Below are 23,493 nucleotides of genomic sequence, written 5' to 3' on the forward strand. Positions count from 1 at the left end.
CCCCGCCCACCGCCCGGATCGCCGCGGTGCTCAACACCCTGCAGCCCGCCGAACGCCGCGTCGCCGAGCTGATCGTCGAGTCGGCGGAGGCGGTGGTCGAATGGACCGCCCAAGAGCTCGCCGACCGAGCGGGTGTCGGCCGCGCCACGGTCGTGCGCGCGTGCCAGAGCTTCGGCTACCGCGGATACCCGCAGCTGCGCGTCGCGCTCGCCTCCGAACTCGGCAGTGCGCCGACGGAGGCGGGCATCGATCACGGACCGGGTGTGCTCGGGCGGATGCGGGGCGAGATCGATCGCGTCGCCGCATCCCTTCCAGCGCTCGCGAGCCTGCTCGACGCGGATGCCGTGAGCGAGGCCGTGCGCCTCGCCGCGTCCGCTCGCCGGCTGCTCGTGCTCGCGAACGGTCTGTCATCGCCCATCGCGAACGATCTCGCCATGCGGCTCACCGCGTCGGGTCGCGCGGCGGAGTTCATCGCGGATGCCATCGCGCAGCAGATCGCGGCACGCCATCTCACGCCCGACGACGTCTGCTTCATCGTCAGCGGATCGGGCGCCAATGAGGCGAGCCTGCGCGTCGCGACCGCGGCAGCCCGGGGCGGAGCGACGGTCATCGCCCTCACGTCCTTCGCCTCGTCGGCGCTGACCGAGGCCGCCACCCTGTCGCTCGTGATCTCGCCGACCGGGGTGAGCTTCCGCGACGAGCTCGAGCACACCTCGCGCGTCGCCTACCTCGTGTTCGCCGAGGTGTTCGCCGCGGCCGTCACGACGGAGCGGGGCGCGGATGCCGTGCAGGCACGTGCGCATGCGCTCGAGGTCGTCTCCGACAACCTCGGAGAGGGTGCGGGGGAGTAGCGGCGCCGACGGCGTCAGTCCCGGGCCGTCTGCAGCAGCGCCCACAGCTCTGCGCGGGCGGGGAACGACGACAGGTCGCTGCCGAGCAGGGCGCCGGCCTGAGCGATCCGCGACCGCAGCGTGTGACGGTGCACGCCGAGAGCAGCGGCCGCCGGGTCTGCCTTCGCATCGTGCTCGAGCCAGGTGCGCAGGGAGCGTTCGAGGTCGCCGCCTGATCGCGCGTCGTGGTCGCGCAGGGGAGCCAGCCGCGACTCGGCGACCAGACGCGCCTCGTCGGTCGCGAGCGCGCTGAGGATGCTGGACCCTGCCGCATCGGCGAAGTGGAAGACCCCTGCGCCGGACTGCTGGCGGAGTGCCGCGAGCGCCTGTGCGTGGGCACGCGAGAACGCGTCGTACGACTCCGACCCCGATGCCCCGATGCGGATGCCGAAACGTGCGGCTACCTCGTCGAGCAGCGCGTCGTCGGCCGTCGACAGGCAGAGCACGACGCCCTCCGGAGACTCGGCGAGGAAGCTGGCGGTGCCGTGCTCGGCGCGGCGGCGGTCCCACCAATCGGCGAACGGTCCGGTCGGGGCGTCTGCGGCGATCGCCACCACGACGGGCGCCGACGGCATGCCGCCGAGCACCTTGCGGGCGAGCGAGGGGTCGTCGTCGAGCAGAGAGCTCAGCAGCTGCGAGTTCAGCCGACGCTTGCTGCGGGCGAGCTGATCGCTCTGCTCGAGCGCGAGCCCGGCCATCGCGATCACCGAGGTCACGACCGTGCGCGCCTCGGCGTCGAGCGCATCGACGGCCAACGCGATCACTCCCCGCAGGTGTCCACCGCGGCCGACCGTGAAGAGCGTGAACGTCTGGTCGTCGATCGTGAGCGACTGCCCGGCTTCGAGTCCGCGGGTGAGGATCTCGGTGGCGCGTTCGCCGAGCTCGGTCAGGCGCCCCCCAGACACGGCTGATCGAGGGTGCGACAGCTGCAGGGCACCGGCAGCGTCGTACATGCCGACCCAGACGCCGAGGCGACGGCCGAGTTCGGCGACGGTCGCGTCGAGCCCCCGCGGGCGCAGCGCCGCCAGTGCGAGCGCGCGCTGGGTGTCGAGCGCCCAGGATCTGCGGGCGTACGCCTGAGCGGCGATGGCCTCGGAGTGCGCGCGGGCGACCGCGATGAACGGGGTGCGGTAGGGCACCTCGAACAGGGGGATCCCGCGGCGTGCGCACTCGAGGATGAGCTCCTCGGGGATGCCGGCGCGGTGCACGTCCGTGCCGAAGCCGAGGCCGAGCACCCCGCGGTCCGCGAGTCGCCCCACGTACACGTCGAAGTCGGTGCCGGCGTCGAACCGGGTGCCGGCGTCGAACTGGGTGCCGGTGGTCAGCAGAGCGAGATCCTCGGCGAGGAACGGCGTCGGGTCGGCGAGGTCGGAGCTGTGCACCCAGCGCAGGGGCCGATCGAGGGCGCCGGCCGCAAGGTCGCCTTCGGCCGAGATCAGGCCGAGTCCGAGGTCACGACGGCGGAACAGGGCACGCAGCGTGGGCTGCTCGGTGTCGTCCATGCACACGCTCCTCTCTCGTCGCCGCAATCGGGATTGTACGGTCGGGCGATGATCTCCTCGAGATTGTACAGCCGGGCGAATGCGTCCATGGCGGATCCGGTCGTACGCTCACGAACATGGCTCTCCTCGACACCGCAGCTGTTGCAGTCCCCCTCGGCGGACCCGACCTCCCCCAGGAGCGTCGTCTCGTGACCGAACTCCCCGGCCCCCGATCGGCCGAGATCCTCGCACGCAAGGCGGATGCCGTCGCCGCGGGCGTCGGGCACACCGTTCCCGTCGCGGCCGTCGCCGCCGGCGGGGGAGTGGTCGTCGACGCCGACGGCAACTCGCTCATCGACCTCGGCTCGGGCATCGCCGTGACGACCGTCGGCAACGCGCACCCCAAGATCGCCGCAGCGGTGGCAGCCCAGGCCGCGCAGTTCACGCACACCTGCTTCATGATCTCGCCGTACGAGTCGTACATCGAGGTGGCCGAGGCGCTGAACCGTCTCACCCCCGGGGACTTCGCCAAGAAGAGCGCCCTGTTCAACTCGGGCGCCGAGGCCGTCGAGAACGCGATCAAGATCGCCCGCAAGCACACCGGTCGCCAGGCCGTCGTCGCGTTCGACCACGGCTACCACGGCCGCACCAACCTGACGATGGCGCTGACCGCCAAGTCGATGCCCTACAAGAGCGGCTTCGGCCCGTTCGCCCCCGAGGTCTACCGCGCACCGATGTCGTACCCGTTCCGCGACGGACTCGAGGGCGGCGAGGCTGCGGCCCGCGTCATCCTGCAGCTCGAGAAGCAGATCGGCGCAGACAACCTCGCCGCCGTGATCATCGAGCCCATCCAGGGCGAGGGCGGCTTCATCGTGCCGGCCGACGGATTCCTGCCGGCGATCGCCGACTGGTGCCGCGCCAACGGCGTCGTCTTCATCGCCGACGAGGTGCAGACCGGCTTCGCCCGCACCGGCCACATGTTCGCGAGCGAGATCTTCGGCATCGAGCCCGACCTCATCACGACCGCCAAGGGCATCGCGGGCGGTCTGCCGCTCGCCGCCGTCACCGGGCGTTCCGAGATCATGGACGCCTCGCACGCAGGCGGCCTTGGGGGCACCTACGGCGGCAACCCGATCGCCTGTGCCGCAGCGCTCGCCGCGATCGACGTCTTCGAGAACGACGGCGTGATCGAGCGTGCGCGCGAGATCGGCGAGATCCTCGTGCAGCGTCTCGGCGCCATGCAGGAGAAGGATGCCCGCATCGGTGACATCCGCGGTCACGGCGCGATGATCGCCGCCGAGTTCGTGAACCCTGAGACGAACGCTCCGGATGCCGCGCTCACCGCCGCCGTCGCGAAGGCGTGCGTCGCCCAGGGTGTCATCGTGCTCACCTGCGGCACCTACGGCAACGTCATCCGCTTCCTGCCTCCGCTCTCGATCGGCGACGACCTCCTGAACGAGGGTCTCGACGTCGTCGCGACAGCGCTCGCCGCCACCGCGGCCTGACGACCAGCAGTCGCGGCTCGCCGCGACTGCCACCACACGTCCGGCCGCGACGAGGATCGGGGGATTTCGAGTCGCGGCCGGCACAACACTTCCAACGAAGGAGAAGCAGATGGCTGAGATCACTCGCGACGTGCTGATCGTCGGAGCCGGAGCCGCAGGGCTCACGGCCGCGAACGACCTGCGCAAGGCCGGACTGTCGGTCGCCGTCCTCGAAGCACGCGACCGCGTCGGCGGCCGTCTGTGGACGGATGTCATCGACGGCGCCATGCTCGAGATCGGCGGCCAGTGGGTCTCGCCCGATCAGGATGCCCTGAAGGACACGATCGAGGAGCTGGGGCTCGAGACCTACAGCCGCTATCGCGAAGGCGACAGCGTGTACGTCGGCCCGGACGGGCAGTCGCACCGCTTCACAGGCGAGATGTTCCCGGTGTCCGCCGAGACCGAGGCCGTCATCGCCGAGATCACCGACCGCCTCGACGGCATGGTCGCCGAGATCGACCCCGACCGCCCCTGGGTGCACGCAAAGGCCGAAGAGTGGGACTCGGTCACGTGGGACGCCTGGCTGCGGGCCCAGACCGACGACGACGAGGCCGTGCGCAACCTGGCCTTCGCCACCGGTTCCGCGATGCTCACCAAGCCCACGCACTCGTTCTCGCTGCTGCAGTCGCTGCTGATGGCGGCATCCGCCGGTTCGTACTCGAACCTCGTCGACGCCGACTTCATCCTCGACAAGCGCGTCGTCGGCGGCCTGCAGAAGGTGCCGCTGCTGCTCGCCGAGCGCCTCGGAGACGACGTGCTGCTGAACCAGCCGGTGCGCTCGCTCGAGTGGAGCGCCGACGGCGTGACTGCGACGACCGATGACACCACCGTGCGCGCGCGCTTCGCGATCCTCGCTCACGCTCCGGTTCTCTACAGCCGCATCGCTTTCGTGCCGCCACTGCCACGTCGCCAGCACCAGATGCACCAGCACATCTCGATGGGCTTCGTCATCAAGGTGCACGCCGTCTACGACCGCCCGTTCTGGCGCGAACAGGGTCTCAGCGGCACCGCGTTCAGCCCCTACGAGCTCGCGCACGAGGCGTACGACAACACCAACCACGCCGACGAGCGCGGCACCCTGGTCGGCTTCGTCAGCGACCAGAACGCCGACGACCTGTTCACGCTGTCGGCCGAGGAGCGCAAGGAGCGCATCCTCGAGTCGCTCTCGCACTACTACGGCGACGAGGCGAAGAACCCGGTCGTCTACTACGAAAGCGACTGGGGCACCGAGGAGTGGACCCGCGGAGCGTACGCGGCGAGCTTCGACATGGGCGGGCTGCACCGCTACGGCGCCGACCTGCGCTCGGCTGTCGGACCCATCCACTTCGCCTGCAGCGACATGGCAGGAGCCGGATACCAGCACGTCGACGGCGCGATCCGCATGGGGCACCTCGTCGCGTCGACCATCGTCGAAGCCACCCGCGCCGCAGGCGACACCGCCGAGGTCGGCTGATGACCGGCGCGGTCGTCGTCGGCTACACGGCGACGGATGCGGGAGCGGATGCTGCGGCGCTCGGCGCGCGGCTCGCGCGCAGTCTCGGCGCGGTCCTGCACCTCGTGATCGTGCTTCCCTCGGAGGGCACCCGCAACGCGGCCGTTCCCCCCGAGCGGGCATACGAAGACCACATCCGCCGCCAGGCGAAGGAGTGGCTCGAGGATGCCGTCGTCCGTCTGCCACAGGAGCTCACCCGCACCGGGCATGTGCGCTTCGCCGAGTCGTTCGCCGAGGGGCTCATCGCCGCCGGTGAGGAGTTCGATGCGCGTCTGATCGTCATCGGCACCGCCGGGGGCAGCATCTTCGGCCGCCACCGCCTCGGCAGCGTGGCCTCCGAACTTTTGCACTCTTCGACCATCCCCGTCGCGCTCGCCCCGGCCGGCACGGCGGAGCAGGACGACCACGTTCTGCCGCGGGTGACGGCGGCGGTCGGCAACCGCGCCGGCGCCGAGAACCTCCTCGACGAGGCCGCAGCGATCGCGACCGAGTCGCGCGTCGGACTGCGTCTGGTCTCGCTCGTGCCGTTCGACGTGCCGCCCGGTCTCGACACCGGCGCGATCCGGGTGGTCGGCGACGAGCACGCGAACCAAGTGCTCGAGGTGGCCAAGGGGCTGCTGCCCGAAGAGCTGAAGGCCGAGGTCGAAGAGGCCCCCGGCGACACGGTCGAAGACGCCGTCGCGAACCTCTCGTGGCTGCCCGGCGAGGTCGCCCTCGTCGGTTCCAGCCGTCTGGCGCAGCCGCGCCGCCTGTTCCTGGGCTCGACCGCAGCGAAGATGCTGCACGAACTGCCCGTGCCCATGATCGTCGTCCCGCGCACCCGCGCCGAAGCAGGAGTCCGCTGATGAGCAGCTCGAACCGGGCAACGGAGCCCGTATCCGGTGTGACGACCGGCATCTCGCAGAAAGGCCTGCGCGCGGGGGCCGTCGGAGTCCTCGGGGCCGTCGTCATCGGCGTCTCCACGATCGCCCCGGCCTACACCCTCACCGCATCGCTCGGCCCGACGGTCGCCGAGGTCGGCACCCAGGTGCCCGCGATCATGCTCGTCGGGTTCATCCCGATGCTGCTGACCGCGTTCGGCTACCGCGAGCTCAACCGCATGATGCCTGACTCGGGCACCTCGTTCACCTGGGGAGTTCGGGCCTTCGGCCCGTGGATCGGCTGGATGACGGGCTGGGGCCTGATCGCGGCGACCGTGATCGTGCTGTCGAACCTCGCCGGCATCGCCGTCGAGTTCCTGTTCCTGCTGATCGCACAGCTCAGCGGAAACCCCGAGATCGCCGACCTGGCGTTCAACCCGATCATCAACGTCGTCGTCTGCCTGCTCTTCATGCTCGGCGCGACCCTCGTGTCGTACCGCGACATGCAGACGACGCAGAAGTTCCAGTACATCCTCGTCGGCTTCCAGGTGCTCGTCCTCGTCGTGTTCGCGACGGTCGCGATCGTCAAGGCGGTCTCCGGAGACGCCCCCGAGCCGACCCCGTTCTCGTGGTCGTGGTTCAACCCGTTCGAGGTTCCGTCCTTCAGCGCCTTCGCCGCGGGTCTCTCGCTGTCGATCTTCATCTTCTGGGGCTGGGACGTCGTCCTCACCATGAACGAGGAGACGAAGGATCCGGCGAAGACGCCTGGTCGCGCCGCGATGGTCACCGTCGTGGTCGTCGTCGCCCTGTACCTCCTGCTCGCGATCGGCCTGATCATGTTCGCCGGTGTCGGCACGGGCGACTACGGGCTCGCGAACGAGGACATCTCGGCGAACGTGTTCTTCGCGCTGTCCGACCCGATCCTGGGCCCGCTCGCGTTCCTCGTCTCGCTCGCGGTGCTGTCGAGTTCGGCGGCATCCCTGCAGTCGACGGCCGTCGGCCCCGCCCGCACGCTGCTGGCGATGGGGCACTACGGCGCCCTGCCGAAGAAGTTCGCACGGGTCAGCCCGCGCTTCTTCACTCCGGGCTACTCGACGATCGTCTCGGCCGTGGTCGCGTCCGTCTTCTACGCCGTGATGCGACTGGTGAGCGAGAACGTGCTCACCGACACGATCCTGTCGCTCGGCATGATGATCTGCTTCTACTACGGCCTCACCGCGTTCGCGTGCGTCTGGTACTTCCGCAAGCAGTGGTTCGACTCGGCCAGGAGCTTCTTCTTCACCTTCCTGTTCCCGCTCGTCGGCGGCGCGATCCTCGCCGTGCTGTTCGTGACGACGCTCATCGACTCGATGGACCCCGCGTACGGCAGCGGTTCGAGCATCGGCGGCGTCGGGCTCGTGTTCGTCCTCGGCGTCGGCATCATCGTGATCGGCATCGTCATCATGATCTGGCAGTCGATCAAGCGCCCGGCGTTCTTCCGCGGCGAGACGCTCAGCATGGATGCTCCCGCGAGCGTCCGCAGACGCTGACCGGATCCGCGGCATCCGCATTCCTCCCTCCCCACAGAAAGAGATTCCATGAGCACTCAGACTGAGCAGGCCCTGCTCGACAGCATCCCCACCGGCCTCTTCATCGGGGGAGAGTGGATCGACGGCGAGACCGGCGGCACGTTCGACGTGACCGACCCGGCGACCGGCGCGGTGATCCGCACGATCGCGGATGCGACTCCCGGCGACGGCATCCGCGCGCTGGATGCTGCTGTGGCCGCTCAGGATGCCTGGGCGGCGACCGCTCCTCGCACCCGCAGCGAGATCCTGCGCCGCGCGTTCGATCTCGTGCAGGAGCACAAGGAGGATCTCGCGCTGCTGATGACGCTCGAGATGGGCAAGCCGCTCGCCGAGGCGCGAGGAGAGGTCGCCTACGGTGGCGAGTTCCTGCGCTGGTTCAGCGAGGAGGCGGTGCGCATCAGCGGCCGCTACGGCATCAACCCCGAAGGCACCGGCCACATGGTCGTCTCGCAGCGTCCCGTGGGACCGTCGTTCTTCGTCACGCCGTGGAACTTCCCGTTCGCGATGGCGACGCGCAAGATCGCCCCGGCTCTCGCCGCAGGGTGCACCGTCGTGATCAAGCCCCCGGCTCTCACGCCGCTGACGACGATGTTCTTCACCTCGCTGCTCGAGAAGGCGGGCCTGCCCGCCGGTGTGGTCAACGTGGTTCAGACGTCGAAGTCGTCGGCACTGTCGGCTCCGATCATCGCCGACCCGCGTCTGCGCAAGCTGTCGTTCACGGGTTCGACCGAGGTCGGCCGCAAGCTCATCGCCCAGGCCGCCGAGGGCGTGCTGCGGGTGTCGATGGAGCTGGGCGGCAACGCCCCGTTCGTCGTCTTCGACGACGCCGACCTCGACAAGGCGGTCGACGGAGCGCTGGCCGCGAAGTTCCGCAACATCGGCCAGGCCTGCACCGCAGCCAACCGCTTCATCGTGCACAAGGACGTCGCCGACGAGTTCGCCCGCAAGGTCACCGAGCGCGTGAAGGCGATGAAGATCGGTCGCGGCACGGAAGAGGGCGTGGCCATCGGACCGCTCATCGATGAGGGCGCGGTCGCGAAGGCGGGCGAGCTCGTCGACGACGCCGTCGAACGCGGCGCCACGCTGCTCGCCGGCGGCAAGGCGCTCGAGGGCACCGGCACCTTCTACGAGCCGACCGTGCTCACCGATGTGGTCGCCGGTTCTGCGATCCTCCGCGAGGAGATCTTCGGCCCGGTGCTCGCGATCGCGACCTTCGACACCGAGGACGACGCCGTGCGTCTCGCGAACGACACCGAGTACGGGCTCGTCTCGTACGTGTTCACCGAGAACCTGCAGCGTGGTCAGCGCATGATCGACAAGCTCGAGACCGGCATGATGGGTCTCAACGTGGGCGTGGTGTCGAACGCGGCAGCTCCGTTCGGGGGCGTCAAGCAGTCCGGCGTCGGCCGAGAGGGCGGTCTCGAGGGCATCCACGAGTACCTGTCCACCAAGTACACGCTGATCCCGATCTCCTGATCCTTCCGGTCGTCGAGCGGGCGGAGCTCCGCTCCTCGCTCGACGACCGGACACCGAACGAGAGGAAGAAGAACATGACCGATTACGCCGTCATCAACCCCGCCACCGGAGAGACGCTGGCGTCCTTCGACACGTTCACGGATGCGCAGATCGAGGAGGCACTCGCTGCCGCCGACGCCGCGCACCGCGACTGGTCGCGTTCCTCGACCGTGGCCGAGCGCGCAGCGCTCCTCCGTCGCGCGGCCGAGCTGCACCGCGAGCGTCGCGAGCAGCTCGCCGACGTGTTCGTGCGCGAGATGGGCAAGCCGCGTGAGGCAGCACTCGGAGAGGTCGACTTCGCCGCCGACATCGCCGAGTACTACGCAGACCAGGCAGAGGCGATCATGGCCGACCAGCCGATCGCCATCCTCGGAGAGGGCTCGGCGGTCGTCCGCCGGTCGTCGCTCGGACCGCTCGTCGGCATCATGCCGTGGAACTTCCCGGCCTACCAGATCGTGCGCTTCGCGGCCCCGAACCTGATCGTCGGCAACACGATCCTGCTCAAGCCCGCACCGCAGTGCCCCGAGTCGTCGACCGCGATCGAGGCGATCTACCACGACGCCGGATTCCCGAAGGGCGCCTACCAGAACGTGCTCGCGACGAACGAGCAGATCGCAGACATGATCGCCGACCCGCGCGTGCAGGGTGTCTCGCTCACGGGCTCGGAGCGTGCGGGTGCCGCGGTCGCCGAGATCGCCGGCCGCAACCTCAAGAAGGTCGCGCTCGAGCTGGGCGGCTCAGACCCGTTCATCGTGCTCTCGACCGACGACCTCGACGCCACGGTGCAGGCCGGCGTCGACGCGCGACTCGACAACAACGGACAGGCGTGCAACGGCGCGAAGCGCTTCATCATCGTCGACGGCCTGTACGACGAGTTCGTCGAGAAGTTCACCGCGGCGATGGCTTCGGTGAAGGCGACCGACCCGACGCTCGACGACACCGTGCTCGGCCCGGTCTCGTCCGAGACGGCGGCCGAGAACCTGCAGAAGCAGATCGACCAGGCCGTCGAGCAGGGCGCGACGCTGCTCACCGGCGGAACCCGCGACGGAGCGTTCTTCGCGCCGACCGTGCTCGCCGATGTGACGCCTGAGATGAACGTCTACCGTGAGGAGCTCTTCGGCCCCGCCGCGGTCGTCTACCGGGTCGCTGACGAGGACGCCGCCGTCGCTCTCGCGAACGACACGACCTTCGGTCTCGGCTCGTACGTCTTCACCACCGACGCCGAGCAGGCCGAGCGCGTCGCCGACAACATCGAGGCGGGCATGGTCTACGTCAACCTCGTGCTCGCCGACAGTCCCGAGCTGCCGTTCGGCGGCATCAAGCGCAGCGGCACCTCGCGCGAGCTCGGCCACCTCGCGGCCGACGAGTTCGTCAACAAGAAGCTCATCCGCATCGGCTGAGCGACGCTCGCCGCACGAAGGGGCGGATGCTGCGGCATCCGCCCCTTCGTGCGCTCGGTGCCCGGTGCCTGACGCGCCCGGGGTTCGACGGATGCCGGAGCCCGCATGCGCACCCGGGCGTAGGTTGGAAGCATGGCAACCGTCGCAGCGAACATCGTCAAGACCCTCCGCGCCAACGGGATCGACCGTGTCTACGGCCTTCCGGGTGACTCCCTCAACGGGTTCACCGACGCCCTCCGAAAGGACGGCAGCATCCGCTGGGTGCACGTGCGGCACGAGGAGTCGGCGGCCTTCGCCGCGGCGGCGGATGCTGCGCTCACGGGTGACCTCGCAGTCGTCGCCGGCTCATGCGGGCCCGGCAACCTGCACCTCATCAACGGCCTCTACGACGCTAACCGCTCGCGCGTCCCGGTGCTCGCGATCGCCGCGCACATTCCCACGACCGAGATCGGCACGGGGTACTTCCAGGAGACCCACCCGCAGGAGCTCTTCCGCGAGTGCAGCGTCTACGTCGAGTACGTCGCAGACCCGAAGCAGATGCCGCGCCTTCTCGAGATCGCGATGCGCGCAGCGATCGAGCAGCGCGGGGTGGCGGTGCTCGTGATCCCCGGCGACGTCGCCCTGGCCGAGATCGCCGACGACCGCGCCGTGGTGATCGAGCGGTCCCACCCGGTGATCGTTCCGAGCGGCGACGAACTCGCCCGGGCAGCGACAGTGCTCAACGCCTCGAAGAAGACCACGATCCTCGCCGGAGCGGGTGTCGAGGGCGCCCACGACGAGGTCATCGCCCTGGCCGATCGCCTCGGTGCCCCCATCGTGCACGCGCTCCGAGGCAAAGAGTTCATCGAGTACGACAATCCGTTCGACGTCGGCATGACGGGTCTGCTCGGCTTCGCCTCCGGCTATCGGGCGATGGAGGCGGCCGACACGCTGCTGGTGCTGGGCAGCGACTTCCCGTACGAGCAGTTCTACCCGGAGCACGCGCAGACCATCCAGGTCGACATCCGCGGATCGCAGCTCGGCAAGCGGCATCCGCTCGATCTCGGTCTGGTCGGCGATGTCCGCGCCACCGCCGAGGCGCTGCTGCCCCGCCTGGCCCAGAAGAGCGATCGCGACCACCTCGACGATTCGACCGCGCACTACCGCAAGACCAGGGCGAAGCTCGACGACCTCGCGACGCCCACCAAGGCAGGTCGCCCGATCCATCCGCAGTATCTCGCCCGGCTGCTCGACGAGCAGGCGGCGGATGACGCCGTCTTCACCGCCGACGTCGGCTCGCCGACCGTGTGGGCTGCGCGCTACCTGTCGATGACCGAGAACCGACGCCTGATCGGTTCTTTCACGCACGGCTCGATGGCCAACGCACTGCTGCACGGGATCGGCGCGCAGGTCTCGCATCCCGATCGCCAGGTCATCGCTCTCGCCGGTGACGGAGGGCTGGCCATGATGCTGGGAGAGCTGCTGACGCTCACGCAGAACAAGCTGCCCGTGAAGACGATCGTCGTGAACAACTCGTCGTTGAACTTCGTCGAGCTCGAGATGAAGGCCGCCGGCTTCGTGAACTACGGCACCGCGCTCGACAACCCGAGCTTCGCGGCGATCGCTGAGGCCATGGGCATCTTCGCCCGCCGCGTCGAGAACAGCGAGGATCTGCCGGATGCCGTCCGCGAGGTGCTCGCACACGACGGCCCCGCGCTGCTCGATGTCGTCACCGAACGCCAGGAGCTGTCGATGCCGCCGGCGATCGAAGCCGCGCAGGTCAAGGGCTTCGCGCTGTACGCGATCCGCACGGTCATGTCGGGCAAGGGAGACGAACTGCTCGACCTCGCGCGCGCCAACTGGCGTCAGCTGCTCTGAGCCGCGGCATCCGATCGTCGCACTCCAGCGTGCCGAACGCGGCGAAGAGGTCAGCTCTCGATGAGCGCGCGCACCTCGGCTGCCTCGACTTGGCGACCGAGCGACTCGAGCACGTTGCCGAGCTCGAGCGCCGACACCTGACGCAGCGGCGCGTGGTCCACGGCGTGCTCGAGAGCGCTGCGGTAGATCGGCACGGCGTCAGCGGCGCGGTCGTCGCCGGCGAGCAGGCGGGCGGCGAACAGCTCTGACCCTCCGGCCGAACCCGCATCCCCGATCGAGGCGAATCCGTCGGCTGCCGTGAGCGCCGCGGCCACGGCCTCATCCGTGCGTCCGAACTGAGCGAGCGCTCGACCCCGCGAGTCGGTGACGTCGGCGAGCAGCCACGCGGCCTCGTGCTCTTGAGCCAGCGCTGCGACCTCATCGAACAGGGCGAAGGCGCGGTCGTCCTGCTTCGCGCCGTAGGCCTGGCCGAGGTTGTGCAGCACGTCGGCGAGGGCGCCGATCGCCTCGGGGGCCTTGCGTGCGATCTCGGATGCCGTCTCGAGCGATTCGATCGCTTCGTCGTGCTCGTCGAATCGGGCGAGGATCTTCGCGCGCTCAGTCAGGGACATGGCCTGATCGGCGTGCTCCTCCGCCTCGCCGAAGAGCTCTGCCGCATATCCGAACACGCCGACCGCCTGACCGAACTCGCCGGCCGAGCCGAGGGCGCGCGCGAGCAGCGATGCCGTCATCGCCCGAGAAGCGGCAGGCACCTCGGCCTGCTCCTCGCGCTCGAGAACCTGACCGAACAGTTCGGCGGCGACCTCGGCGTCACCCGCGGCGAGCATCGCCCGTGCGAGGCGGAAGTCCGCCCCTGCCTGATCGCCGCCCTCCTGGGCGACGAGACGCGAGGTGACGCGGTAGCGGGCGACGGCCTTCTCGGGGTCGCCGGCGTCCTCCCAGAGCGCCCCGGCCAGCAGGTGCGCCGTCGCCAGCGCAGTGGTCGCGCCGAGCCCGGCGAGAAGCCGGGAGGCCTCATCGGCATCCGCCGCGCCTTCCGCGTAGTCCTCGCTGCCGCCGCGCACCCTGGCCCGCGTCTGCAGGGCCTGCGCGCGGTGGCCGACGCTGAGATCGTCCTGAGCCAGGAAGCGATCGAGCAGAGCGGATGCCGCCTCGATGTCGCCCTTCTGCAGCACTGCCGCGATGGCGACGAGCGTCGTCGTGTTCGAGAGGCGCACATCGTCTGCGTCGGCGAACGCTCGGGCAGCGATCTCGGCCATGTCGAGTGCCGCATCCGGTTCGTCGGCCTGCATGTGCAGCGACGCCCGGCTGATCGCGACATCTCCCCGTGACCACGCCGGAAGGGATGCCGCGTTCGCGAGCTCGTCCTCGAGGGCCGCTGCGGCATCGGCCGTGTTCAGCCCGAACGTCGCGAGACCCAGGCGCTGCTCGAGATCGGCCTGTGCCTCGAGGTCGGCAGCGCGCAGGGCGTCGATCCGTGCCGGCAGCAGCTCGGCGGCCTCGTCGGCGCGGTCGAGGGCGATGAGGATCCCGAGGCGCATCGACATGAGCTGGGCGAGCTTCGAGGGGTCTTCGACTCCCAGGGCATGCGGCAGAGCCTGCAGGGTCTCGTGCTCCGCCCCGAATTGCGCGAGGTCCATGACCCGGTCGAACCAGGCGTCCGGATCGCCGGGGGTGGCCGAGTCCGGCGCTGCGGCGAACGCATCCGACCTGATCGGCACTTCGTAGTGCTCGTCCGCGAGAGCGCGCATGCGGGCGAGGCTGCGTGCGTGGCCCTCGGTGCCGTCGCGGCGATCGAACTCGGAGCCGATGCGCTCGGCAGCGGCCCATGCGGCGGCGGCGAGTTCGGCTGCGCCCCACGTTCCGTCGTGCTCGCCGAAGAACGCGGTGAGTGCGGGGGAGTCGGCGCCGCGCACCGGGGCGTCGCCATGGCCTGCCGCGGTGACGCGGTCGAGGGCGAACGCGAATGCGGCCAGCGCCGCGAAGTGCGCGTCGACGTTGAGTCCGTCGTGCGCGAGCCACGCGATGTGGCGCTCGACCTGCGCGAGCGCCCTCGCCTCGTTGCCGGTCAGGGCGGAGAACACGATGTTGTTGGCCACGATCCGCAGGTTGTCCGGGTTGTCCTTCGCGAGGCGGTAGCTGCGCAGATGCGCGCTCTTCGCCTCGTCGAGGCGCCCGGCGCGCAGGTAGGGCACGAGCACGCGCGACAGCGCATGCTCCGGCTCCTCGCCGCAGGAGAATCCGCCTTCGAGCATCTCCTCGACGAGCCGGATGGCCTCGGCGTCGCGATCGGTCTCTGCGAAGAAGCCGGCGAACTGGCTGCGCCCGCACGCGTCGCAGTGGCTGTGGTCGTCGCGGGGCGTGGCTTCCAGCTGCACACGCAGTGCCTCGGCGTCATCGATGCGCCCGGCGTCCCAGGCGTCCTCGAATCGGGCCGTGAGCACTCCGCTCATGCCGAGCCCGGCCGCGCGGTAGTGCGTCTCCATGTCATCGAGCACCGCCGCGATCTGCTCGACCGAGAAGGCGGGAGACGAACGCAGCGACGACGCCATCCACTTGAACTGCCACATCAGATCGGCGCCGCCGTATTCGAGGTCGGCGGGGAACCGCTGCGGGTCGGCGTCGTGCCGGGCGAGGCACCACGCGAAGGAGTTCAGCATCACGTCGGTCGCGCCGTTCATGTTCGCTGAGGCGGTCTGCCGCATCCGCGCCTCGTACTCGAGCCGCTCGTCGCCGAGCTCGACGGCGAGTGCGACGGCATCCGCCACCAGCGCCTGCTCCGCCGGGCCCCACGGAGTGCGGTCGATCTCCTCGATGAGCTGCGTGAAGCGCTTCTTCGGACGTGTCATGGGGATCCTTCGAACGGAGCGGATGGTCAGAGCTGCGGTCAGATGGAGTCGCCGAAGGGGATCGAGTCCTCTTCGATGCCGGCCGAGAGCGAGACGAGGTCGGAGAGCGCCGTCGTCATGAGCGCGCGATCGGCATCGGAGAGCGGATGGTGACCGGCCAGCAGGGCCTGGATGTAGAGCAGCTGCACGGTGCGCGCGAACACCGCGTCGTCCTGCACACGCACGAGAGCTCGCACGACCCTGTTCGACCAGTTCAGGCACAGGCGTGCGCTCAGATCGTCGTCGCGGGATGCCGAGACGGTCGAGTCGATGCGATCGAGCACGCCGCCCCACAGCGATCCGGTGATGCCCTTCGTGCGACCGCGATCGATCCGGCGCAGCACCTCAGGGTCGGCGACGTAGAGCGCCGCGAGCTCGGGCTGGTCGATCGAGCGCACCGTGACGGAGCATCCGGATGCCGTCAGCACACCGCCCGCTCGTCGCTCCAGCGCCATCGCGGCATCCCGGTCGTCGAGGGGCGGAGGATCGAGGCGGTCGAGCTCGCCGGCGACGTCGACGAGCTCGATCGTGACCTGAGGATAGAGGTCCGGCAGCAACCGCACGAGGTCAGCGTCATACAGGTAGCCGCCGTTGACCAGCACCTCGGAGCCGGGCGAGATGCCGGCGACCTGGCGGAACTCGTCGACCGACTGCGCGAAACGCACGTGCGGGTACCGCTCGACGAGATCGCCGATGCGCATCGTGCCGTGCGTCGTCTCGAGGGTGAGCCATCGGGTGATGAACCTCGCCAGCTCGTCGTCGTGGCGCACGAGGGACTTCAGCCCGACCTCGTGGATCGCCACGAACTGAGCCAGTCTGTGCGGCTCGCGCAGCCCGAGTTCGAGCACCCAGCGCCGGATGCCGGCGCCCAGCTGCTCGCGGACGCGCTCGAGCGCCGCGTCGTCGACGAGCGACTCGCGGCTCGCGGTCGGGGCGAGGCCGGTCGAATCGACGACCGCCCGCACGAAGAACGCCCACTCGGGCAGCACGTCGTCGACGCGCTCGCCCAGGAGCATCCTGCCGAGGTACATGCGGGTGGCCTGACGAGCACCCGGCGGGGGAGCGTAGGGGAGCACGTAGGCGAGCCCTCGGGTGCCCGTGGCGGGTTCGCTGAGTTCGATCGCGTCGAGCGGGGTGGCGCCCAGCAGGTCGCGTCCGTACTGCACAGCGCCGTCGATGTCGTCGACAGCGTCGAGGAAGGGCGCGCGTCTCGTGATGTCGATGTCGCCGTTCGAGGACTCGAGCGTCACCCGCACGGGCAGGAACTCGGCGAAGGTGGTGGCCAGCTCGCGCACGGCTGCAGGACGCAGCAGCTCGTCGGCGTCGAAGCGGGGCGTCAGGTGCACGCTCGTGCCGATGGGCAGGTCGTCGTCGATCTCGACGACGCGGAAGGTGCCGTCGGCGCTGCCCGTCCACTCGACGGCCGAACCGCCTCGTGCGCTGCGCGAGCGGATCACGATCGAGTCGGCGACCATGAAGCAGCTGAGCAGGCCGATGCCGAACTGACCCAGGTAGTCGCTGCGAGGAAGATCGAAGATGTCGCGCTTCGAGCTGCGTCCGACCGTGGCGAGAAGATCGCCCACCTCGTCGGCGTTCAGGCCCACGCCGTCGTCTCGCAGCACGAACTCGCCGGAGCCGTCCGTCAGCGCGGTGATGCGGATGCTTCCGCCCTTGCCGTCGACCTCGCGTCGTGCAGTGATGGCGTCGCGTGCGTTCTGCAGCAGTTCGCGCAGGTACACGCGCGGACTCGAGTAGATGTGGCGGCTCAGAAGGTCGACGACACCGCGCAGGTCCACCTGGAACTGCTGCACGTCAGCGCTCACTGCGCCCCCTCCCGTTTCGTCCGCTCGCCGAGCCTAACAACAACGACGAGAGCGGGCCCGGTTCGGCACCGACCGAGAGATGCCGTATGCTTGACCAGCAGTTGTTGTCTGCATTCTTTCGCCGTGCCCCGGTCCTTTCGGTCCGCCAGCGGTGGCAGGATGGAGATGACACCCCGAGACCTCCCGGTCTCTAGGGCGGTAGCTCAATTGGCAGAGCAGCGGTCTCCAAAACCGCAGGTTGCAGGTTCGATTCCTGTCCGCCCTGCGCGTCAGCACACGCTGACACACGAAAGGTACATTCAGGATGGATCAGGACGAACCGCGCGGCGATCTCGTCGCGGCCGGCGCCACCCGCGAGAAGAAGCGTGGCATCGCGGGCTTCTTCGCAGGGATCGCCCTGTTCTTCCGTCAGGTCATCGCAGAGCTGCGCAAGGTCGTCACGCCGACCCGCAAGGAACTGGTCAAGTTCACTGCAGTGGTGCTCGTCTTCGTTCTCATCGTCATGGGCATCGTCTACGGACTTGACACCCTGTTCGCCTGGGTGACGCACATCGTCTTCGGGGTCCCGGGCGCCTGACGCCCTCGCGGCCCTGGCCGCAGTGATTGGAAAGAAGCAACGTGTCTGAACGATATTCCGACGACGCCGACTGGGCGACGGCTGCTGAGCAGTCCAGCGAAGAGGACGAGGCCCAAGAGGGCAACGTGCTCGCTGCGGAAGAGCAGTCGGCCACCCCGGCCGAACATGTCGCCCTCCACATCGAGGACGTCGACGGAGACGACGACGCCGATGCGCAGGACGACGACACCGACATCGAGATCAACGACCCGGAGGCGGACGCGATCGTGAACGACGCTCTCAACCTGGACGAAGCGGCTGAGACTGAAGCTGCCGCTGAGGTCCTCAACGAATCCGTGGCGGAAGAGACCGCTGAGCTCGAGGCCGCTGAGGCCGACGAGGTCACCCCCTACGACGGACCCGACCTCGGTGCCGACGACGAGCAGGGCGACGACGAGTCCGACGAGGACGCCGAGTCCGACGACGACGACGACGCCGAGGAAGACCCCTACGAGGCCTTCCGCATGGACCTCCGCATGCTTCCGGGCAAGTGGTACGTCATCCACTCGTACGCCGGGTTCGAGCGCAAGGTCAAGGCCAACATCGAGCAGCGCAAGTCGACGCTCGAGGTCGAGGACGAGATCTACCAGATCGAGGTCCCGATGGAAGACGTGGTCGAGATCAAGAACGGCCAGCGCAAGATGGTCACTCGCGTGCGCATCCCGGGCTACGTGCTCGTGCGCATGGAGCTCACCGAAGACACCTGGTCGGTCGTGCGCCACACTCCCGGTGTCACCGGCTTCGTGGGCAACGCCCACAACCCGACGCCGCTGCGCTTCGAAGAGGCCTTCAACATGCTGAAGTCGCTCGTCGAGGTCAAGGACGTCCCGACCGCCAAGAACATCGCGTCGAAGGGCGGCCTCGCCGTCGCTCGTCCGCTTCCCGCCGAGGTCGACTTCGAGGTCGGCGAGACCATCACGATCAAGGAGGGCTCGTTCGCGGGTCTTCCCGGTTCGATCAGCGAGATCAAGCCCGAGAGCGGCAAGCTCACGGTGCTCGTGTCGCTCTTCGAGCGCGAGACCCCGGTCGAGCTGTCGTTCGACCAGGTCACGAAGATGATGTGACATTCGCTTCACAGAACGGCCGTCCCATTCGGGGCGGCCGTTCTTGCGTATCGGGCACGCGCTCGGATCAGGTAGACTTGTGTGGTTTGCGTGCCGCTTCGGCGTGCGCGCAGACGACCGCAGCCCGGAGATGCCGGGTTCGCGGGAGAGCTGATGCGACAGCATCCGTTCGATGAAAGGAAGAGGATATGGCACCGAAGAAGAAGGTGACCGGCCTGATCAAGCTTCAGATCAACGCCGGTGCAGCCAACCCGGCGCCGCCGATCGGCCCCGCGCTCGGTCAGCATGGCGTCAACATCATGGAGTTCTGCAAGGCGTACAACGCCGCGACCGAGTCGCAGCGCGGCAACGTCATCCCCGTCGAGATCACCGTCTACGAGGACCGCAGCTTCACGTTCATCCTGAAGACCCCGCCTGCCGCGGAGCTCATCAAGAAGGCCGCCGGCGTGCCCAAGGGCTCGTCGACGCCTCACACGGTCAAGGTCGCGAAGATCACCAAGGACCAGGTCCGTCAGATCGCCGAGACCAAGCAGGCCGACCTGAACGCTAACGACATCGAGGCTGCCTCGAAGATCATCGCCGGCACCGCCCGTTCCATGGGCATCACGGTCGAGGGCTGAGGAGAATAATCATGGCTACGAAGTCCAAGGCTTACAAGGCTGCCGCCGAGAAGATCGAGGCAGACCGTTTCTACACTCCCACCGAGGCAGTCGCCCTCGCCAAGGAGACCGGCTCGTCGAAGTTCGACTCGACCGTCGAGGTCGCGCTGAAGCTCGCAGTCGACCCCCGCAAGGCAGACCAGATGGTGCGCGGCACCGTCATCCTGCCCCACGGCACCGGTAAGACCGCCCGCGTCATCGTCTTCGCCACCGGCCCCGCGGCCGAGGCAGCGATCGCCGCAGGTGCAGATGAGGTCGGCGGCGCCGAGCTCATCGAGAAGGTCGCCGCAGGCTGGACCGCGTTCGACGCGGCCGTCTCGACCCCGGAGCTCATGGGCCAGGTCGGTCGTCTCGGAAAGGTCCTGGGTCCGCGTGGACTCATGCCGAACCCGAAGACCGGCACCGTGACCCCCAACACGGCCAAGGCCGTCGAGGAGATCAAGGGCGGAAAGATCGAGTTCCGCGTCGACAAGCACGCCAACGTGCACTTCGTCGTGGGCAAGTCGTCGTTCTCGGCCGAGCAGCTCGACGAGAACATCGGCGCAGCGCTCGAGGAGATCGTCCGCCTCAAGCCGTCGAGCTCGAAGGGCCGTTACATCCAGAAGGGTGCGGTGTCGACCACGTTCGGCCCCGGCATCCCGCTGGACGTCAACGCCATCTGAGTGTGATTCCTGAAAGGCCCCCGCATCGCGCGGGGGCCTTTCTGCGTGCAGAGCGCGACATCGAACGTCATCGGATTTTGGGATGCCGGTCGGATGCCGCGTACTGTGAATGAGTTCCGCGCCACAGCAACCGCGCCTCACCGCACCCCAGGAGGGTCACATGTCTCGTCGCCTCATCGCCGTCACCGCATTGGTCGTCGCCGCCGCAGCACTCACCGCCTGCAGCGGAAGCACGACCCCCGCTGAGAGCAGCTCGAGCGAGGCCGGCTCGGACTTCGGTCTCGTCAAGGACGGCGTGCTCACTGTCGCCACCGAAGGCACCTACCGTCCGTTCAGCTTCCACGGCGACGGCGGCACGGGTGACCTCACCGGGTTCGACGTCGAGATCATCGAGGCGGTCGCCGACAAGCTCGATCTCGAGATCGAGTTCCAGGAGACTCAGTGGGATGCGATCTTCGCCGGCCTCGACGCCGGACGCTTCGACGTCATCGCGAACCAGGTCACCATCAACGAGGAGCGTGAGGAGAAGTACCTGTTCAGCGCTCCGTACACCGTCTCGCCCGGAGTCATCGTGGTCGCAGAAGACGACGACTCGATCTCGTCGTTCGACGACCTCGAGGGCAAGACCACCGCGCAGTCCCTCACCAGCAACTGGTATGAGTTGGCCACCGAGTCCGGTGCGACGGTCGAAGGCGTCGAAGGCTGGGCGCAGGCGGTCGAGCTGCTGCGTCAGGGTCGTGTCGATGCGACAGTCAACGACAAGCTGACCTTCCTCGACTACGAGACCACCAACAGCCCCTCGGGTCTGAAGATCGCCGCCGAGACCGAAGAGGCGGGCGAGCAGGCGCTGGTGTTCACCAAGGACAAGACCGACCTCGTCGAGGCCGTCGACGGCGCGCTCGAAGAGCTGCGTGCAGACGGCACACTGGCCGAGATCAGCGAGAAGTACTTCGGCGAAGACGTGACGCAGTAGCCCATGGAGAACCCCTGGCAGCTGTTCCTCGATTCGCTCGGCCCCATCGCCCTCGCGGGGGTGACGGTCACGGTGCCGCTCGCCCTGGTGTCGTTCGCGCTGGGTCTCGTGATCGCGATCGGCGTCGCGCTGATGCGGATCTCGGTCAATCCGTTGCTGTCGGGGATCGCCAGGTTCTACATCTCGGTGATCCGAGGCACGCCGATGATCGTGCAGCTGTTCGTGATCTTCTACGGGCTCGGGTCGATCGGACTCAAGATCGACCCGTGGCCCAGTGCGATCATCGCGCTGTCGCTCAACGTCGGCGGCTACGGAGCAGAGGTCGTGCGCGCCGCCATCCTGTCCGTCCCGAAGGGGCAGTGGGAGGCGGCGTACACGGTCGGCATGAATCGCACGCGCACGCTGATCCGCGTCATCCTTCCGCAGGCCGCACGGGTCTCGGTGCCGCCTCTGTCGAACACGTTCATCTCGCTCGTGAAGGACACCTCGCTCGCCTCGCTGATCCTCGTGACCGAGCTCTTCAAGGTCGCGCAGCAGATCGCTTCGGCGACGCTGGAGTTCATGGTGCTGTATCTCGCGGCCGCCCTGGTCTACTGGGTGCTGTGCCTCGTGCTGTCGTTCGGCCAGAGTGCACTCGAGAGGAGGCTCGATCGCAATGTCGCTCACTGATCCTGCACACCCGCGCTCGTCCACCGCAGACGCTCTTCTGACGGCACGCGGCCTGCACAAGCGCTTCGGTGACAACGAGGTGCTTCGCGGCATCGACCTCACGCTGCACCGCGGCGAGGTGGTCGTGCTGATCGGTCCGAGCGGGTCGGGCAAGACGACCGTCCTGCGTGCGCTCAACGGCCTCGAGACGCCGGATGCCGGCACGATCGTCGTCGCGGGCGGGCCGGACATCGACTTCGCTCCCGAGGCGCCGATGCCCAAGCGCACGCGCGCACAGAAGCGACTCGCGCTGCGCGACCGCTCGGCGATGGTGTTCCAGCATCACAATCTGTTCCCGCATCTCTCGGTGCTCGAGAACGTGATCGAGGGCCCGTGGCGGGTGCAGGGCAGGCCGAAGGCCGAGGTGATCGCCGATGCGCGCGTGCTCCTCGCCAGGGTCGGGCTCGCCGACAAGGAGAACGCCCGTCCGCACGAGCTCTCCGGTGGTCAGCAGCAGCGGGTCGGCATCGTTCGCGCGCTCGCGCTGCGCCCCGATCTCCTGCTCTTCGACGAGCCGACCAGTGCACTCGACCCCGAACTCGTCGGGGAGGTGCTGCTGGTGATCAAGGAGCTCGCCGATGAGGGCTGGAGCATGGTCGTCGTCACGCACGAGCTGAGCTTCGCCCGCGAGGCGGCAGACCATGTGCTGTTCATGGATGCGGGTGTGGTCGTCGAAGAGGGCGCCCCGGCCGACATCTTCGGCGCCCCTCAGCACGAGCGCACGAAGAGATTCCTCGCCCGCATCATGAGGCCTCTCGACGGCGACTGACCGCAGACGGTGCTGAGACGGTGGCGAGGGCTCCCTGGCCGCCTCAGGCTCCGAGCGCCGGCAGCACCAGACTGACGGCCAGCGTGATCATGACGATCGCGATGAGCGCGTCGAGGATGCGCCACGAGCGTTCGGTGCGCAGCCAGCGACCGAGATAGCGGGCGCCGAACCCCAGCGCGGTGAACCACAGGATGCTGGCGGTGATCGCGCCGGCCGCGAACAGCCAGCGATCCTCGCCGTGGGTGGCCGCGATCGACCCGAGCATCAGCACGGTGTCGAGATAGACATGGGGGTTCAGCCAGGTCAGCGCCAGCGCCGTCGCGATCACCGGAGCGAGCGCCGTGCGGGTCGCGGTCACAGCGCGTGCACCGCTCGTTCGCGCAGTTGCGTTCTCACCGTCGGCCGGGTCGACGCGCAGCTGCTCGCCGCCCCGCCACGCTCGGCGAGCCGCGAGGATCCCGTAGGCCAGCAGGAACAGCGCACCAGCCCAGCGCGCGACGACGACGAGCCAGGGAGCCGCTGAGATGACGAATCCGAGTCCGGCGACGCCCGCGGCGATCAGCAGGGCGTCCGAGACGGCGCAGATGATGACGACGGGCAGCACGTGCTCTCGGCGAATGCCCTGACGGAGGACGAAGACGTTCTGGGCGCCGATGGCGATGATCAGGGACAGGCCGAGGCCGAGGCCGGAGAACACGGGGAGCATGATCCCACGCTAAGTCCG

The 23,493-nt window shown here is 68.7% G+C and carries 19 protein-coding genes and 1 tRNA gene; 16 read left to right on the forward strand and 4 right to left on the reverse strand.

Going from position 1 to position 23,493, the window contains the following annotated elements:
• The first annotated feature begins 26 nt into the window (after nt 1-26).
• Complete coding sequence (locus tag RQG82_RS13205) at nt 27-851, forward strand: MurR/RpiR family transcriptional regulator (RefSeq protein ID WP_311259522.1); 825 nt, start codon at nt 27-29, stop codon at nt 849-851.
• 14 nt (nt 852-865) lie between these two features.
• Here the strand turns inward: RQG82_RS13205 and RQG82_RS13210 are convergent, their stop codons facing one another.
• A complete protein-coding gene (locus tag RQG82_RS13210; RefSeq protein WP_311259523.1) occupies nt 866-2,392 on the reverse strand; it encodes a PucR family transcriptional regulator in 1,527 nt (508 codons plus the stop codon).
• A 116-nt stretch (nt 2,393-2,508) separates the two neighbouring features.
• On the opposite strand from RQG82_RS13210, the gene gabT reads away from it, so the two are divergent.
• The 7 genes from gabT (at nt 2,509) to poxB (ending at nt 12,607) form a co-directional block, all read left to right on the forward strand.
• Nucleotides 2,509-3,876 (forward strand): 4-aminobutyrate--2-oxoglutarate transaminase, encoded by a 1,368-nt coding sequence (gene gabT / locus RQG82_RS13215; protein WP_311259524.1) that lies wholly within the window; start codon nt 2,509-2,511, stop codon nt 3,874-3,876.
• Nucleotides 3,877-3,985: 109 nt separating this feature from the next.
• Nucleotides 3,986-5,368: an NAD(P)/FAD-dependent oxidoreductase gene (locus tag RQG82_RS13220; RefSeq protein ID WP_311259525.1), complete on the forward strand. Its 1,383-nt coding sequence runs from the start codon at nt 3,986-3,988 to the stop codon at nt 5,366-5,368.
• The gene (locus RQG82_RS13225; protein WP_311259526.1) at nt 5,368-6,252 is read left to right on the forward strand and encodes a universal stress protein; all 885 of its coding nucleotides are present in this window, start codon (nt 5,368-5,370) and stop codon (nt 6,250-6,252) included. Before RQG82_RS13220 ends, RQG82_RS13225 begins: the two co-directional genes overlap by 1 nt.
• Entirely contained in the window at nt 6,252-7,796 is a 1,545-nt protein-coding gene (locus tag RQG82_RS13230; RefSeq protein ID WP_311259527.1) for an APC family permease, read from the forward strand. The genes RQG82_RS13225 and RQG82_RS13230 overlap by 1 nt, the downstream gene beginning before the upstream one ends.
• 48 nt (nt 7,797-7,844) lie before the next feature.
• Complete coding sequence (locus RQG82_RS13235) at nt 7,845-9,311, forward strand: NAD-dependent succinate-semialdehyde dehydrogenase (protein WP_311259528.1); 1,467 nt, start codon at nt 7,845-7,847, stop codon at nt 9,309-9,311.
• 74 nt (nt 9,312-9,385) lie between these two features.
• Nucleotides 9,386-10,750 (forward strand): NAD-dependent succinate-semialdehyde dehydrogenase, encoded by a 1,365-nt coding sequence (locus tag RQG82_RS13240; RefSeq protein WP_311259529.1) that lies wholly within the window; start codon nt 9,386-9,388, stop codon nt 10,748-10,750.
• A gap of 132 nt (nt 10,751-10,882) precedes the next feature.
• Nucleotides 10,883-12,607, forward strand: a complete 1,725-nt coding sequence (poxB, locus tag RQG82_RS13245) for a ubiquinone-dependent pyruvate dehydrogenase (RefSeq protein WP_311259530.1) — start codon at nt 10,883-10,885, stop codon at nt 12,605-12,607.
• A gap of 50 nt (nt 12,608-12,657) precedes the next feature.
• On the opposite strand, the gene RQG82_RS13250 is transcribed toward poxB, so the two are convergent.
• Entirely contained in the window at nt 12,658-15,456 is a 2,799-nt protein-coding gene (locus RQG82_RS13250; protein WP_311259531.1) for a hypothetical protein, read from the reverse strand.
• A 38-nt stretch (nt 15,457-15,494) separates the two neighbouring features.
• Nucleotides 15,495-17,318 (reverse strand): HSP90 family protein, encoded by a 1,824-nt coding sequence (locus RQG82_RS13255; RefSeq protein ID WP_311259532.1) that lies wholly within the window; start codon nt 17,316-17,318, stop codon nt 15,495-15,497.
• Between the two features lie 192 nt (nt 17,319-17,510).
• Here RQG82_RS13255 and RQG82_RS13260 point away from each other — a divergent pair.
• The 8 genes from RQG82_RS13260 (at nt 17,511) to RQG82_RS13295 (ending at nt 22,769) form a co-directional block, all read left to right on the forward strand.
• Nucleotides 17,511-17,583 (forward strand) — tRNA-Trp (locus RQG82_RS13260).
• A gap of 39 nt (nt 17,584-17,622) precedes the next feature.
• Nucleotides 17,623-17,895, forward strand: coding sequence for a preprotein translocase subunit SecE (gene secE / locus RQG82_RS13265; RefSeq protein ID WP_311259533.1), 273 nt, complete (start codon nt 17,623-17,625; stop codon nt 17,893-17,895).
• Between the two features lie 41 nt (nt 17,896-17,936).
• Nucleotides 17,937-18,998: a transcription termination/antitermination protein NusG gene (gene nusG, locus RQG82_RS13270; protein WP_311259534.1), complete on the forward strand. Its 1,062-nt coding sequence runs from the start codon at nt 17,937-17,939 to the stop codon at nt 18,996-18,998.
• Nucleotides 18,999-19,186: 188 nt separating this feature from the next.
• Nucleotides 19,187-19,618, forward strand: a complete 432-nt coding sequence (gene rplK, locus RQG82_RS13275; RefSeq protein WP_053097443.1) for a 50S ribosomal protein L11 — start codon at nt 19,187-19,189, stop codon at nt 19,616-19,618.
• 11 nt (nt 19,619-19,629) lie between these two features.
• The gene (rplA, locus tag RQG82_RS13280) at nt 19,630-20,319 is read left to right on the forward strand and encodes a 50S ribosomal protein L1 (protein ID WP_053097442.1); all 690 of its coding nucleotides are present in this window, start codon (nt 19,630-19,632) and stop codon (nt 20,317-20,319) included.
• A gap of 160 nt (nt 20,320-20,479) precedes the next feature.
• Nucleotides 20,480-21,292, forward strand: coding sequence for a transporter substrate-binding domain-containing protein (locus tag RQG82_RS13285; protein WP_311259535.1), 813 nt, complete (start codon nt 20,480-20,482; stop codon nt 21,290-21,292).
• A gap of 3 nt (nt 21,293-21,295) precedes the next feature.
• Nucleotides 21,296-21,961: an amino acid ABC transporter permease gene (locus RQG82_RS13290; RefSeq protein WP_311259536.1), complete on the forward strand. Its 666-nt coding sequence runs from the start codon at nt 21,296-21,298 to the stop codon at nt 21,959-21,961.
• Entirely contained in the window at nt 21,948-22,769 is an 822-nt protein-coding gene (locus RQG82_RS13295; RefSeq protein ID WP_311259537.1) for an amino acid ABC transporter ATP-binding protein, read from the forward strand. The genes RQG82_RS13290 and RQG82_RS13295 overlap by 14 nt, the downstream gene beginning before the upstream one ends.
• A gap of 43 nt (nt 22,770-22,812) precedes the next feature.
• Here RQG82_RS13295 and RQG82_RS13300 read toward each other — a convergent pair whose 3' ends face one another.
• The gene (locus tag RQG82_RS13300; protein ID WP_311259538.1) at nt 22,813-23,475 is read right to left on the reverse strand and encodes a LysE/ArgO family amino acid transporter; all 663 of its coding nucleotides are present in this window, start codon (nt 23,473-23,475) and stop codon (nt 22,813-22,815) included.
• Nucleotides 23,476-23,493: the final 18 nt, after the last annotated feature.

Origin of the sequence: Microbacterium sp. WCS2018Hpa-9 (assembly GCF_031843745.1) — a bacterium.
GTDB lineage: Bacteria > Actinomycetota > Actinomycetes > Actinomycetales > Microbacteriaceae > Microbacterium.

Bases quoted from the DNA above. Each gene is read 5' to 3' on its own strand.
- RQG82_RS13210 (WP_311259523.1), bottom strand. From the start codon at position 2,392: ATGGACGACACCGAGCAGCCCACGCTGCGTGCCCTGTTCCGCCGTCGT.
- gabT (WP_311259524.1), top strand. From the start codon at position 2,509: ATGGCTCTCCTCGACACCGCAGCTGTTGCAGTCCCCCTCGGCGGACCC.
- RQG82_RS13220 (WP_311259525.1), top strand. From the start codon at position 3,986: ATGGCTGAGATCACTCGCGACGTGCTGATCGTCGGAGCCGGAGCCGCA.
- RQG82_RS13225 (WP_311259526.1), top strand. From the start codon at position 5,368: ATGACCGGCGCGGTCGTCGTCGGCTACACGGCGACGGATGCGGGAGCG.
- RQG82_RS13230 (WP_311259527.1), top strand. From the start codon at position 6,252: ATGAGCAGCTCGAACCGGGCAACGGAGCCCGTATCCGGTGTGACGACC.
- RQG82_RS13235 (WP_311259528.1), top strand. From the start codon at position 7,845: ATGAGCACTCAGACTGAGCAGGCCCTGCTCGACAGCATCCCCACCGGC.
- RQG82_RS13240 (WP_311259529.1), top strand. From the start codon at position 9,386: ATGACCGATTACGCCGTCATCAACCCCGCCACCGGAGAGACGCTGGCG.
- poxB (WP_311259530.1), top strand. From the start codon at position 10,883: ATGGCAACCGTCGCAGCGAACATCGTCAAGACCCTCCGCGCCAACGGG.
- RQG82_RS13250 (WP_311259531.1), bottom strand. From the start codon at position 15,456: ATGACACGTCCGAAGAAGCGCTTCACGCAGCTCATCGAGGAGATCGAC.
- secE (WP_311259533.1), top strand. From the start codon at position 17,623: ATGGATCAGGACGAACCGCGCGGCGATCTCGTCGCGGCCGGCGCCACC.
- rplK (WP_053097443.1), top strand. From the start codon at position 19,187: ATGGCACCGAAGAAGAAGGTGACCGGCCTGATCAAGCTTCAGATCAAC.
- rplA (WP_053097442.1), top strand. From the start codon at position 19,630: ATGGCTACGAAGTCCAAGGCTTACAAGGCTGCCGCCGAGAAGATCGAG.
- RQG82_RS13285 (WP_311259535.1), top strand. From the start codon at position 20,480: ATGTCTCGTCGCCTCATCGCCGTCACCGCATTGGTCGTCGCCGCCGCA.
- RQG82_RS13290 (WP_311259536.1), top strand. From the start codon at position 21,296: ATGGAGAACCCCTGGCAGCTGTTCCTCGATTCGCTCGGCCCCATCGCC.
- RQG82_RS13295 (WP_311259537.1), top strand. From the start codon at position 21,948: ATGTCGCTCACTGATCCTGCACACCCGCGCTCGTCCACCGCAGACGCT.
- RQG82_RS13300 (WP_311259538.1), bottom strand. From the start codon at position 23,475: ATGCTCCCCGTGTTCTCCGGCCTCGGCCTCGGCCTGTCCCTGATCATC.